The organism is Denitrificimonas caeni, from assembly GCF_027498055.1.
Taxonomy (GTDB): Bacteria; Pseudomonadota; Gammaproteobacteria; order Pseudomonadales; family Pseudomonadaceae; genus Denitrificimonas.
Map to the genome: position 1 here is coordinate 1,954,383 of NZ_CP114976.1, position 13,563 is coordinate 1,967,945.

Below are 13,563 nucleotides of genomic sequence, written 5' to 3' on the forward strand. Positions count from 1 at the left end.
ATGGCTTGTGCTTGCGGCTTTTTTAATGGTAAACAGGCACGTATCCGCTCAAAACAAACCACGACCATTGTCCCACTTGTACATTGTGCAGTGAATACGTCTATGCTACAGACCAGTGAGTCACAGTTTAAAAAGGATAATGCTATGCAAACACCAGCTTTCGATCCACGCAAACTCCATCACGCCTTCACCTTAAGTAATGGCAAAACACTTAAGTACTGCTCCCTCCCCGCCCTTAAAGACCATGGTTTTAAATCAGTCTCACGACTGCCTATCTCGATTCGTATCATTTTAGAGTCTCTGGTACGCAACGCGGATAATCAGCGCATCACCCTCGAACATATCGAGCAACTGGCCAACTGGCAGCCCAATGCCGCCCGCAATGAAGAAATTCCTTTCACTGTTGCCCGCGTAGTGCTGCAGGACTTCACCGGTGTGCCATTACTGTGCGACTTAGCAGCCATGCGCAATGTCGCCGAAGACATGGGCAAGCCGGCCAGCGCCATTGAGCCTTTAGTACCGGTTGACTTAGTGGTTGACCACTCGGTGATGGTGGATTTTTATAACAGCCCTGATGCCTTAGAAAAAAATATGGCGATGGAGTTTAAACGCAACGGTGAGCGTTACCAATTTTTGAAATGGGGCATGCAAGCCTTTGATACTTTTAAAGTTGTGCCGCCCGGTTTCGGTATCGTGCACCAAGTTAACCTTGAGTACTTATTCCCCGGTATTCAAGAAAAAGACGGCATGACCTACCCTGACACTTTAGTCGGTACCGATTCACACACCACCATGATTAACGCCCTAGGCGTAGTTGGCTGGGGTGTTGGCGGAATCGAAGCAGAAGCAGCCATGCTTGGCCAGCCACTGTATATTTTGACCCCTGACGTTGTTGGGGTGAACCTTAAGGGCAAGCTGCGCGAAGGCATGACTGCCACAGATTTAGTCTTGACCGTCACTGAATTACTGCGCAATTCCAAAGTAGTCGGCAAGTTTGTCGAATTTTTTGGTGAGGGTGCCGAGCACTTAAGCCTCCCTGACCGTGCCACCTTAGCCAATATGGCACCAGAATACGGGGCCACTATGGGCTTCTTCCCCGTAGATGAAGTCACCCTAGAATACATGCGCGGGACCGGACGCGAAGGCATTGATATTGAGGCCTGCGCTGCGTATTTCCGCGCCCAAGAGATGTTTGGCATACCCAAAGAAGGCGATATTGATTACAGCCAAGTGATTGAGCTGGATTTAGATAGCGTGCGACCATCTTTGGCGGGTCCAAAGCGCCCACAAGACCGCATTGCCTTACCTGAAATGCACAACAGCTTCACCTCGTTGTTTAGCGAATCCATTGCTAAAGGCGGCTTTAACAAAGATGCATCTGAACTGGATAAGCGTTATAGCACCAGTTGCCCACTGATTCCGGTGGTCAATCAAGACTCGCCCAAGCCTAAGCGGCCACTGGCTATGCACGAAGTGGAAATGATCGATAACCGCCTCAGCACGCCAAACAATGACTGCGAAACCGACGGCACCATTGATATGGGGCACGGCGATGTGCTCATTGCTGCGATTACCTCCTGCACCAACACCTCAAACCCCAGCGTTTTATTAGCCGCAGGCTTGTTGGCGAAAAAAGCGGTGGAGCTGGGCCTAAGTGTACACCCTCGCATCAAAACCTCACTGGCACCTGGTTCTCGAGTGGTTCCAGAGTACCTTGAAGCTGCTGGGCTACTCAGCAGCCTCGAAGCTTTAGGTTTTGGTGTCACCGCCTTTGGTTGCACCACCTGCATCGGTAATGCCGGCGACCTCATCCCCGCATACAACCAAGCCATTGTCGAAAATGACATTGTTGCGGCCGCTGTACTGTCCGGCAACCGTAATTTTGAAGCGCGCATTCACCCCAATATTCGCGCGAACTTCTTGGCTTCACCGCCGCTGGTGGTCGCCTTTGCTTTGGCTGGTACCGTTAACATCAACCTAGATCAAGACCCACTGGGTACCAGCAAAGACGGCAAGCCGGTGTATTTGAAAGACCTCTGGCCGAGCAACAGCGAGATTCAGGCCTTACTCAGTAAAGCCATGAACCCTGCGGTATTCCGCGACAAGTACAGCGACTTCAGTAAAGACAATAAACTCTGGACCGATATTGAAAGCGCTAAGGGTTTAGTCTACGACTGGCCTAAATCCACCTATATTGCCAAACCGCCGTTCTTCTCTGACTTTACCATGCAGCCCAAAGCGGTTGCCCCGATTAAAGATGCACGCGCTTTAATGCTTTTGGGCGACTCAGTGACCACGGATCACATTTCTCCAGCAGGTTCCTTCAGTAAAGACTCACCAGCTGGCCAATACCTAATCAGCCATGATGTGCAACAGTCTGACTTCAACACCTATGGCTCGCGCCGTGGTAACCACGATGTCATGATTCGCGGCACCTTTGCCAACGTCAGGGTCAAAAACCTGATGTTACCCGCCACCGCGGACGGTTCACGCATCGAAGGCGGCTTTACTTTACTCGACGGCAAGCAAGTACCTGTGTATGACGCAGCCATGGAATATATGCAGCGTGGTGTCCCAACCATAATCTTTGCTGGTGAAGAATACGGCACCGGCTCCAGTCGTGACTGGGCCGCGAAAGGTACTTTGCTGATGGGCGTACGCGCGGTGATTGCTCAGTCCTATGAACGCATCCACCGTTCCAACCTTGTCGGCATGGGGGTTTTACCCTTGCAGTTTATGGACGGCACCTCCTATAGCTCACTCAACATCAGTGATGCTGAAACCTTTAGTATCCTTGGTGTAGATAGCGACATGCAGCCGCGCCAGCAACTCACCTTAGAGATCACGCGCAAAGATGGCAGTGTTGAACAGGTGCCAGTGCTGTCACGTATCGATACGCCCATCGAGGTGGAGTACTACCGCCATGGTGGGATTCTGCCGTATGTACTGCGGGATATTTTAGCCAAAGCATAAACACGCTACGCTTAAACAAACGGCCAGCACCTAAATCTAGGGACTGGCCGTTTTTTATACTGCGCTATTGTGCTTGCTAAGCTCGCACAAGGCTTTAACGCCTTAACTAAGCCAACAGGCTATCACTTGTCGTGCAAGCTGCCACCACGGCAATGCGGTGAATCAGGAATGGCCAGCTCTGCCTGCCACTCTTCTGGACTAAAGGTGTGCAAAGCCAAAGCATGGAACTGCTGCATTAAATCACCCAAGGCTGCATACACTTTTTGATGGCGCTGCACTTTACGCACGTCAGTAAACTCAGCACTGACGAGCACTACTTTAAAATGGCTTTCTTGACCACGGCTGTGCATATGGCTTTCATCTTCAATCTGCAACTCTTGCGGCTGCAATACAGCTAAGGCCGTCTCAATTTTTTCCATCATCATTATCACTTTCCTCGTTATTGCTGTGCTGATTGCGCCATCTTCTGCGCATCAAAACGAAAGGTGCGAATCGCAATCAACAAAAACACACCAGTTAAACCCATGGTCACTGGCACTAAATACAAAGCATCGTGCAAGCCAATCGCACGAAAAGCCTCCGTCATTTCGCTGGCACCGGCTAGCAGCATGGCCTGGTTAGCAAAATAGTCAGATAAACCACCAACCATTACTGGGCCTAAGCCACCGCCAAGCAGATAGAGTCCCGCAAAAAACAAAGCCATCGCCGTGGCCCGCAAACGCGGCTCAATCACATCCTGTACAGCAGTATACACGCAGGTATAAAAGTTATAGGCAAACACCCAGCCCACGGCAAAGAGACCAACAAAGATCGCTACATCAATTTCACCCGCCAATAAAGCAATACCCGTAAAGACGCAGGTGAGCAACAAACTCACCGCACCAAACAATAAACGCCCATTACGATAACGCACATGCAAGCGGTCAGCGATCCAGCCGCCCAATGGCAAAGCAAACAGTCCAGTAACCCCTACAATCACCCCCACCGACATCGCTGCCTGGGTCAATTCCAAACCAAAATAACGCTGCAGCATCGGCACCATAAAAGCTGTATTGGCGTAGGTGGCAAAGTTGTAACACAGCCCTGCCAGCATTAACCACCACATGGTCGGTATGGCTAACACTTTACGAACCGGCTGCTCAATGGGTGTGCTTTGCACTGCCACCACCTCAGCATCACCGCGCTGCGGTTCGCGAATAAAAAACATAAAAATGGCTAGGATAATTCCAGGCACCGCAGCAATAAAAAACGGTGCCCGCCAGCTATCAAAAGCCTGTACCATAGCCCCTGTGGTAAAAAAAGCTAATAACAACCCCAGCGGCAAACCGAGCATAAAAATACCCATGGCGCGGGCACGGCGATTGGCTGGAAATAAATCGCCAATCAAAGAGTTGGCCGCAGGGCCATAACTGGCCTCCCCCACCCCCACGCCCATTCGCACCAACAAAAAACTCCAAAAACTGTTAACAGCACCGTTCACCGCAGTCAAACCACTCCACACCAGTAATCCCCAGCCCATAATTTTCTTACGTGAACCGTTATCCGCCATACGTCCTAATGGTAAGCCAGCAATGGCATAAACAATGGTAAAAGCCGTGCCTAATAGACCGATTTGAAAGTCAGTTAAACTCCACTCAAGGCGGATCGGCTCAATAATGATGCTGGGGATCGCACGGTCAAAGAAATTAAACAAATTGGCTAAAAACAGTAAAAACAATACGCGCCAAGCGTTATCAGCCTGTTTAGATTGATGCGGTAAATGCGGCATGTGCTTCCTTATTTATTATTGTTGTTAATCCAAAATACATCTACAGAGCGGTGCGTTTGCCTTACAGCGCTCAATGCGCATAAGCCCAGCCTGCCCGACAATGTTAAACCGCAGTTAAATAGCTCCATTAAAAATCAGACCTGAAAAGGCGCACGAGTGAGCCATTGCAAACTTTTTAAAGTGGTACTGCTAGGCCGGTATTCTGCGGCTAAAGCCCCTTGGTAACCCGTTTGCTGTAAAGCCTGCTGCATTGCTTGAAAATCAAACTCTCCCGTACCCGGCTCCGCACGCCCAGGACAATCGGCAAACTGCACATGCGCGACTTTGCCAGCTAATACTGCTAGCGCATCCTCAACGCTGATGCCTTGCCGTGCCATGTGGTAAACGTCCAATTGAGCAAAGCAATTGTCGTGACGCACCTCAGTTAAGAGTTCGTTTAAGTGTTGCGGGGTATTGATTAAAAAGCCAGGCATATCAATGGGATTAATAGCCTCGCATAAGACTTTGATATGCAGACGGTCAAAGGCCTGCGCAGTTTCACGCACATTAGCAGCTAAGGTCGCCAGTGCTTTATCACGGGAAACACCTTCAGGTAAACGCCCTGCTAACACATTGACCATGCGTGGCCGCACCATAAGTGCGTAACTCAAGGCTTCATCCAAAGCATCGGCAAACTGCTGACGACGCTTGGGATGACAGGCTAAACCAGTGCCGCCTTGCATCAAATCACCGGCAGGTAAATTCATTAACACTAACGGCATCGCGCAGCGCTGCAGCTCTTCTTTCAGTTGCAGCGCTGGCACCTCATAGGGGAACTGGATTTCCACGCCAGAAAACCCTGCCGCCGCTGCCGCACGCACACGCTCTAACAACGGCAGTTCAGTAAACAACATGGATAAATTGGCCACAATGTCCATTATTTATCTCCGCTATAGAGTTTGATCAGGGTTGCAGGATCCGCCGCTAAATGTCCCTGCGCGCCATGGGTACGCATCAACTGCGCAGCGAGGCCACTCATTGGTGTCGCCGACAGATGGTTATGGGACAGCTGCACGGCCATATCTAGATCTTTTAACAAGGTGCGCACATGCCACTTTACCGGCTCAAACTCACGCTCCGCCATTTGTGGCGCAAGGATTTGCAAAGGCTTGCTGTCCGCAAAACCACCGGCCAAGGCTGGCGCTAAGAGCGACGCATCAACACCTGCGCGCTCGGCCAAGGCCACCACTTCCGCAATCACCATGGCATTACATGCCACCAGCATCTGGTTGCAGACTTTTGTCACTTGCCCTGAGCCCACCGGCCCCATGTGAGTAACGCGTTGACTGAGGTGCGCTAACACCGGCATTACTTGCGCCAAGGCATCCGCATCACCACCCGCCATCATGGCTAAGCTACCGGCCTCAGCACCACCAACACCGCCAGACACCGGCACGTCCAACCATTGCGCGCCACAGCCCTCGGCGAGCTGTTGCGCCATACTCCGGGTTGCCGCAGGCTCAATACTGGAGAAATCCACCAACACCTGCTTATGGCTCATCGCGGCAGCAATGCCCTGCTCGGAAAACATCACCTCAGTCACTGCTTGAGTGTCTGCCAAGCACAACATAATGATATCGGCTTGGGCGCAGAGTTCGGCGCGCTGCAAAACCTGCTTGGCACCTAAGGCGACCAAGGGCGCACATTTATCAGGATTACGGTTCCAAACCACCAGTGGATAACCCGCTGCTAGCAAGCGCTGGCACATGGGCAGCCCCATTAAACCGATACCGGCAAAGGCTAAGCGGGGTAATGCTGAAGCATGCATAAAACTCTCCAATTCACTCGACACTGAAGTTTTGCCCCTTGGGGGGACAGGGCAACTCAGGCTATCATGCCCACTTTTGTTGCGAGAAAAAACATGTCAAACGAAATCAGTGACTTATATGCTCAGCTTCTTGGTCAAACAGCACGCATGAGCTGGGCGGAAATCATGCCAATTTTCGCTAAAGGCATGGTGCTTTGGGTTGCCAGTGACCAAGACTTAGTGGCCGTGGCCGAACAGATTATCAATGACGATAAAAAGACCATCAGTGCGCTGATGCAGCAAAAAGCGCTGCATAACTTACAAGATGAGCAAGCCCTGGACTTTCAACAACGCGATCCCGAACTCTGGGCTGTCGTGGTCGCCCCTTGGCTGATAGTGCAAGAGCGTCAAAACACGACTTCACATTAAGCTGTCACTACCAACAGTCAGCTGAAAAATACCGCAGCCAAGGCAAACTCTAGCCTCTAGCGTACTTGCGGCTAACTGCTGGGCTGACAAGTCAAATAACGCTCCTCAAAATTTAAGTTCACCCATGACTCACAAAAACTGGTGGTTAGACGCCACAGCCCCACTGTCTGCTAGCGCACGAGGCAACGCTCAAGCGCATCAAGATCAACTGACCAAACCGCAAGGCTCGTTAGGTCGTTTGGAAAGCATTGCCATTGAGTTGGCGGCGATGCAAAACACGAGCAAACCGCAAATCAAACAGCCGCACATGTTAGTTTTCGCCGGCGACCACGGCGTTGTCACGCAAGGTGTCTCAGCCTTTCCGCAGTCGGTGACCATTGCCATGCTAGCGAATTTTGTCAATGGTGGTGCTGCAGTTGCCACTTCATGCAAACAACAAGGCATTCAACTTAGCGTTATTAACTGTGGTACCGCTGCGAACTGTGAGCATTTAACTCAGATTACTCATAAGCCCATCATGGCCGGCACTCACGACTTCTCTGAGCAAGCTGCCATGAGCAATGAACAGGCGCTGGCAGCCTTAAGTTTAGGTAAAGAGCAAGCTGAACGGGCTCATCAGCAAGGCTGCGATTTTCTGATGTTAGGTGAAATGGGCATTGGCAATACCTCAGCCGCCAGTTGTTTAAGCGCTCTGCTGTTGGAACAAGACGTCAGCGATTTAACCGGTCCCGGCACTGGCGTTGAAGGTGCGGCACTAACTCGTAAAAAAGAAATTTTAACTGCCAGCGTGGCCCGCGCGAAGCTGCTGGTTAAAAATCCATTAGACGCCTTAGCGCAAGTGGGTGGGCTGGAAATCGCTGCCATCGCCGCAGCTTATATACGCGCCAGTCAGTTGGGCATGCCCTGTTTTGTTGATGGTTTTATTACCACGGCAGCGGCTTTATTAGCAGTTAAATTAAACCCTGGGGTACGTCAGTGGCTGCTGTTTGCCCACCATTCGGCTGAATGCGGACATAGCGCCTTACTCAGCGCCTTAGATGCAGAGCCGCTCCTACAGTTAGGCATGCGCTTAGGCGAAGGCTCGGGCGCTGCTGTGGCTTATGCAACCGTCCAGCAAGCGCTGACTATTCATAACAATATGGCCACCTTTGCCCAAGCCGCTGTGGAAAACAAAGCCTGATGATCACCACTTACATCGATATTATCCGCCACGGTGAACCGGTCGGCGGCCGAGTCTTTCGCGGTCGTACTGATCATTGCTTAACCGAGCGCGGCAGTCAGCAATTTCAGCAGCGCATTGAGCGTTTAGGCCAGCGCTGGCAGCACATAGTCAGCTCGCCTTTGCTGCGCTGTAAGCAATCGGCGCAATGGCTGGCCAACACACAAAATATCCCGCTCAGCATCGAAGCTAATTTAGCGGAAATTCATTTTGGCGAATGGGAAAACCAGTTGGTCGATGCAGTGATGGCTGAGCAAAGTATCAGTCAGATGTGGCAAGATCCGATGAACTTCTGTGCGCCACAAGGCGAACCCACTGCGGCATTACAACAGCGTGTTTTAGTGGCTTGGCAGCAGTTGTTAAAAACTCATCAAGGCCAGCGCGTGCTCGTAGTCACCCACGGCGGTGTGATCCGCATGCTGGCGCAACATTTATTAGAACTGACCGCCAACGGCATGAGCAAACTCAGCTTACCTTACGCAGCGGTGATAAGTTTCAAGGTCATCGACAGTGAATATGAAGGTCAAGCCCAGCAATGGGTCAGCCTCGAAGGCATGGACGGAACAGAATTATGAGCACCTACTATTGGGGCTTTTGGTACGCGCTGATTTTCTTAAGCCGTGTGCCAGGGCCTTATTTACAACGTGTTGATAAAGAGGTGCAGCAAGCGGCAATGTGGTTTTATCCCATCGTTGGCGCCATTCTAGGAGTGTTTTTAGTCAGCTTAGTGCTGCTGTGCTACCTGTATAACCCACAGGCATCGTTCTTATTGGTGGCGGCATTGGTGTTAGCGCTCTGGGTGTATTTTACCGGGGCAATGCATCTGGATGGCGTCGCCGATACAGCCGATGCATGGGTGGGCGGTTTAGGTAATCACGAGCGTACCTTGGAAATCATGAAAGACCCAAGAGTGGGTGCCATGGCCGTGGCGGCAATGATCGTGGTGTTACTGGTAAAATTTGCCGCAATTGCCGCGTTACTCGAACAGGCGCACAGTGATCTTGGCTTACTGCTGGGTGGTTTACTGCTGATTCCGATGCTCGCCAGAGCTGGCATTATCGGTTTAATGGCGACAACGTCTTATGTGCGCAAGCAAGGCATGGTCAGTGACACACAAAGCGCTGCGACTAAAAGTAAAGTGATGATAATGAGTGCTGTGTTGGCGCTATTAGCCCTGCCGCTACTGCAAGAAAAAGCACTGTTGATTCTCTTCGTCTGGCTGACAGTCTTAGTCGCTTATCGCGCTGCACTTAAAAAACGCTTGGGCGGATATACCGGCGATACCCTTGGCGCCGCAGTAGAGATCCAGGAAGCCGTACTGCTGGTTGCTTTGGCTTTATAGCACAGGTAAGTGGCTAGTCATGGCGCACTCAAGTAAAACAAGGCAGCAGCCATCCAGAGCACAAGGCAAGCCCAGCACAGGCTTGCCTTGAGGCTTTTTAGTTATGCAGCAGAGTTTTTATTCCATGGCATTTTCATTAACACTCGCGCTAAACCACAAAAACCAGTGACCCCTGCCATAATCAAACCCGCACCGACAAAACCAGACAGCGCATACCAACCCGGCGCAACAGTTGTGCCTAAAATCACGCCCAAAAGAATCATCGAGCCTGCGCCAATCTGCACTTGACGCTGTAATTCTAAAGGTTGTGATGCATCAGTCACCACGGGCAACCCAGCTTTTTTCCAGCCGTCTAAACCACCTTCTAAAATATACACTTCGCAGCTTGCACAATTGTCCAACACGCCGGCATTCATCACCGTACGGTTGCCGGAACGGCAGTGGAAAATCACTGCATTGGCGTCACTGTTGGCCATACCTGTGCTGCTCAGTTGCTCCATGGGCATATGCTGGGCGCCGGCAATATGCTCACGGGCATACTCATCAGCACCACGAATGTCGACTAGTACAGCTCCTTTGGCCAATAGCTCTTGGGCTGCTTGTGGCGTTAATACTTTGCTTGACATCAGAACCTCTCAATATAATCACTACACGACCAAATTTGGTACGCTGCGACTCTGTCTCGATGACATTAATCAGCACACCACGGGTCAATTCACAATTAAGTATAATTTATATCGATATATTAAAACAGTCTTAAGGGATTAACGGTCAACAGCAATGCCACCCGTAGTGCACGCAAAACTTACAACTCTCGCAGGTAAAGCTAGACCTGTATGGGCCTGCGCCCTGCCAAGGCATGGCTTAAAGTGCCACCATCGACCATTTCCAGCTCCCCGCCCAACGGCATGCCATGGGCTAAGCGCGAAATAAGCAGCTCTTGGTCCGCAAGAATTTGCGCAATATAGTGTGCAGTAGCCTCACCTTCAACAGTGGGGTTAGTGGCTAAAATGATCTCTCGGAAAGCGCCTTGATTAATACGCCCTAACAATTCTGGAATACCAATGGTTTCCGGCCCCAGCCCATCAAGCGGTGATAAATGGCCTTTTAAAACAAAGTAACGCCCGCGATAACCAGTTTGCTCAACGGCATATACATCCATCGGCCCTTGGACGATACACAGCAAGCTTTCATCACGGCGCAGATCACTGCATAAATGGCAGATTTCTTCTTCACTCAGACTGCGGCACGAGCGGCAATAACCAATACCGTCCATAGCCTGACTCAACGCCTGCGCTAAACGTTGGCCACCACTGCGATCGCGCTCAAGTAACTGCAGCGCCATACGTTGTGCAGTCTTTTGTCCAACACCTGGCAAAATGCGAAAAGCATCGATCAACTGACGTATTAAAGGACTAAACGACATAACGTCTCAGCATAATTGAATAGTAAATAAGAGTGGTTGTGGCTTAAAGCCAAACCCTAGATCAGCAAAGCGATCAGCCAGCAAAGACGATGCTGCGCTGATCGCTTTGTATTTGCAGGTACTAGAACGGCATTTTAAAGCCCGGTGGCAACTGCATACCATCGGTCATACCAGCCATACTTTTTTGACTGTTTTGCTCAACTTTACGCACTGCATCATTCATTGCAGCAGCAATTAAGTCTTCAAGAATCTCTTTATCTTCTTCAAGCAAGCTGTCATCAATGCTGACGCGGCGCACATCATGCCGACCGGTCATAACTACGCTGACCAAGCCTGCGCCTGATTCACCAGTCACTTCTGCATTGGCTAACTCTTCTTGCATTTTCTGCATTTTTTCTTGCATTTGTTGCGCCTGTTTCATCAGGCCAGCCATGCCACCTTTCATAATAGGTTCCTTATAACGAGTCTATGGGTTCAATACTATCGGCACTAATTGTAGCGCCAAAGGTGTCCATCAGTTGCAATACCACAGGATCAGTATGGATTGCTGTTTCTGCTTCCTGTTGGCGTTTTGCTTGCTTGCGCAGCAGCGCCAAAGCAGGTGTTTCTTCAGTTGGGGTGTGCAATTCTATTTGTAACTCTATAGGTGCACCCAAGTGTGTGTTAATTGCCTCATTGATACGTTGTAATTGCGTTTTATTAAACAGCGCACTGTGGTTGGGATCTAAATGCAGCAGCCAAACATCGGCATTTTTTTCAACTAACACAGTATTAGCCGCAATACTGTGGGTCATCCCCGCTAAATTCAACTGGGCAAATAATGTTTGCCACTCCGCTGCTTGACCGGAGGCAGGTGCTATATTGGGTTGTAAATCAACGTTATTGCCATGTAACTGCACCGGCTCATCATCACTAAAGCTCGGCAGCTCAGCATAATCTTGATAATGGCTGCTGGCTAAATACTCATCTTCATCGTCGCCTGCCTCATCGGCTAAAGCCTGACTGTAGGCATCATCATAATAGGCTGCATGCTCAGGTTGTTCGGCCTGAGCCACTGTGGCACTTTGCTGCGTTGTACTTGCTTGTGCATCTGCACTCGCAGTTGCGGGACGGCTGGCTGGCGCAGTTAGCGCTGGATCTTGTGCGGAACTGGCGACAGGCTGAGCAGCAACAGTTGGCGGCTCTATTGCCACGCTGTCTGGCTGCTCTTCCCAAGGGGCGTGTATTTCTTCCGCTGGCGCTGCAACTGGTGCTTGATCGACTGGCACAGCATTGGGTGTTACTGGACTCTCGCTGGCGCTGGCCGACTCAGCCACCACTGTATCGACTTGCGCTTGGCTGCTGCTCGCTACAGGAGTATCAGGCAGCGCAGGCTGCTGCGCTAAACTGCGACTTGCAGTCGTTGTAGCTTGCGCCGTTGTGTTTTGCCCGTCAGCTGCTGAGTTGGCTGGCTCTGGCTGAACTAGAGTGGTGGTCGGTGGCGTGCCGGGCAAACTGGCTGGGCGAAAGGCCAACATACGCAGCAGCACCATTTCAAAGCCGTCACGGGGATCGGGCGCCAGCGGTAAATCACGGCGACCAATCAAACCCAACTGATAATAAAACTGCACATCTTCAGCCGGAACAATAGCCGCCAATTCCAGTACCTGCTCACGATCACCCTGCCCGTTATCAATGGCATCGGGCATCAATTGAGCAATGGCAATGCGGTGCAAGGCATTGAGTATTTCTGCCAAAACCCCTGCCCAATCCGGACCATGCTCAGCTAAATGCGCCACAGCGCTCAGTGCGGCACGGGCATCACCAGCAATCAAGGCTTTTAATACGCCATAGATTTGCCCCTGATCCAGAGTCCCCAGCATGGCGCGCACATCGTCCGCCAATACACTGCCATCACCAAAGGACACCGCTTGGTCTGTGAGACTCATGGCATCACGCATCGAGCCATCCGCCGCACGTCCGAGCAGCCACAGCGCATCATCCTCAAAGGGGATGTTTTCGCTGGTTAAAACATTTTGCAAATGGCCAACAATGGGCTCAGGGGGCATATTCTTTAAAGAGAATTGCAAACAGCGCGACAGAACCGTGGCCGGTAATTTTTGCGGGTCGGTGGTGGCCAATAAGAATTTAACGTAGGGCGGCGGCTCTTCGAGCGTCTTCAACAAAGCGTTGAAAGAACTGGTCGAAAGCATGTGCACCTCGTCAATCAGGTACACCTTGTAACGCCCGCGAGTCGGCATATACTGCACGTTATCGAGCATTTCCCGGGTGTCTTCTACTTTGGTTTTACTGGCCGCATCCACTTCAATCAGATCAATAAAACGACCTTCATCAATTTCCCGGCACACCGAGCACTCACCACAAGGAGTCGAGCTGACACCCTGCTCGCAGTTCAAGCACTTGGCCATAATCCGTGCAATGGTAGTTTTACCCACGCCGCGGGTACCGGTAAACAAATAGGCATGGTGTAAGCGTTGATGATCAAGGGCATTGATCAATGCTTTTAACACATGGGTTTGACCGACCATTTCACGAAATGAGCGAGGACGCCATTTGCGGGCTAAAACCTGATAACTCATAGCAACCGTAGACCTGCAAGAAAACAGACAGACATGCTAAC

Annotated in this window: 13 protein-coding genes; 5 read left to right on the forward strand and 8 right to left on the reverse strand. The window is 51.0% G+C overall.

Features of this window, described 5'->3' with window-relative positions; genetic code table 11:
• The first annotated feature begins 144 nt into the window (after positions 1 to 144).
• Positions 145 to 2,973 carry an aconitate hydratase gene (locus O6P33_RS09240; RefSeq protein ID WP_269817496.1) on the forward strand — a complete coding sequence of 943 codons (2,829 nt, stop codon included), beginning with the start codon at positions 145 to 147 and terminating at the stop codon, positions 2,971 to 2,973.
• Between the two features lie 122 nt (positions 2,974 to 3,095).
• On the opposite strand, the gene O6P33_RS09245 is transcribed toward O6P33_RS09240, so the two are convergent.
• The 4 genes from O6P33_RS09245 to O6P33_RS09260 form a co-directional block, all read right to left on the reverse strand.
• Positions 3,096 to 3,401, reverse strand: coding sequence for a BolA family protein (locus O6P33_RS09245; RefSeq protein ID WP_269819507.1), 306 nt, complete (start codon positions 3,399 to 3,401; stop codon positions 3,096 to 3,098).
• Positions 3,402 to 3,412: 11 nt separating this feature from the next.
• Positions 3,413 to 4,741, reverse strand: coding sequence for a spinster family MFS transporter (locus tag O6P33_RS09250; RefSeq protein WP_269817497.1), 1,329 nt, complete (start codon positions 4,739 to 4,741; stop codon positions 3,413 to 3,415).
• A gap of 134 nt (positions 4,742 to 4,875) precedes the next feature.
• Positions 4,876 to 5,658, reverse strand: coding sequence for a hydroxypyruvate isomerase family protein (locus O6P33_RS09255; RefSeq protein ID WP_269817498.1), 783 nt, complete (start codon positions 5,656 to 5,658; stop codon positions 4,876 to 4,878).
• On the reverse strand, positions 5,658 to 6,548 hold the full coding sequence (locus O6P33_RS09260; protein ID WP_269817499.1) for an NAD(P)-dependent oxidoreductase: 891 nt from the start codon (positions 6,546 to 6,548) through the stop codon (positions 5,658 to 5,660). Before O6P33_RS09260 ends, O6P33_RS09255 begins: the two co-directional genes overlap by 1 nt.
• A 93-nt stretch (positions 6,549 to 6,641) precedes the next feature.
• Here O6P33_RS09260 and O6P33_RS09265 point away from each other — a divergent pair, with 93 nt between their 5' ends.
• The 4 genes from O6P33_RS09265 to cobS all read left to right on the forward strand — a co-directional run bounded on the left by O6P33_RS09265 (position 6,642) and on the right by cobS (position 9,517).
• Positions 6,642 to 6,956 carry a DUF2288 domain-containing protein gene (locus O6P33_RS09265; RefSeq protein ID WP_269817500.1) on the forward strand — a complete coding sequence of 105 codons (315 nt, stop codon included), beginning with the start codon at positions 6,642 to 6,644 and terminating at the stop codon, positions 6,954 to 6,956.
• Between the two features lie 124 nt (positions 6,957 to 7,080).
• Positions 7,081 to 8,136, forward strand: coding sequence for a nicotinate-nucleotide--dimethylbenzimidazole phosphoribosyltransferase (cobT, locus tag O6P33_RS09270; RefSeq protein ID WP_269817501.1), 1,056 nt, complete (start codon positions 7,081 to 7,083; stop codon positions 8,134 to 8,136).
• Positions 8,136 to 8,750 carry a histidine phosphatase family protein gene (locus O6P33_RS09275; protein ID WP_269817502.1) on the forward strand — a complete coding sequence of 205 codons (615 nt, stop codon included), beginning with the start codon at positions 8,136 to 8,138 and terminating at the stop codon, positions 8,748 to 8,750. Before cobT ends, O6P33_RS09275 begins: the two co-directional genes overlap by 1 nt.
• Positions 8,747 to 9,517: an adenosylcobinamide-GDP ribazoletransferase gene (cobS, locus tag O6P33_RS09280; protein WP_269817503.1), complete on the forward strand. Its 771-nt coding sequence runs from the start codon at positions 8,747 to 8,749 to the stop codon at positions 9,515 to 9,517. The genes O6P33_RS09275 and cobS overlap by 4 nt, the downstream gene beginning before the upstream one ends.
• Before the next feature lie 101 nt (positions 9,518 to 9,618).
• Here cobS and O6P33_RS09285 read toward each other — a convergent pair whose 3' ends face one another.
• The 4 genes from O6P33_RS09285 to dnaX form a co-directional block, all read right to left on the reverse strand.
• A complete protein-coding gene (locus O6P33_RS09285; protein WP_269817504.1) occupies positions 9,619 to 10,143 on the reverse strand; it encodes a rhodanese family protein in 525 nt (174 codons plus the stop codon).
• A gap of 200 nt (positions 10,144 to 10,343) precedes the next feature.
• Entirely contained in the window at positions 10,344 to 10,943 is a 600-nt protein-coding gene (gene recR / locus O6P33_RS09290) for a recombination mediator RecR (RefSeq protein ID WP_269817505.1), read from the reverse strand.
• A 121-nt stretch (positions 10,944 to 11,064) separates the two neighbouring features.
• Entirely contained in the window at positions 11,065 to 11,391 is a 327-nt protein-coding gene (locus O6P33_RS09295) for a YbaB/EbfC family nucleoid-associated protein (protein WP_269819508.1), read from the reverse strand.
• A gap of 7 nt (positions 11,392 to 11,398) precedes the next feature.
• Positions 11,399 to 13,522 (reverse strand): DNA polymerase III subunit gamma/tau, encoded by a 2,124-nt coding sequence (dnaX, locus tag O6P33_RS09300; protein ID WP_269817506.1) that lies wholly within the window; start codon positions 13,520 to 13,522, stop codon positions 11,399 to 11,401.
• Positions 13,523 to 13,563: the final 41 nt, after the last annotated feature.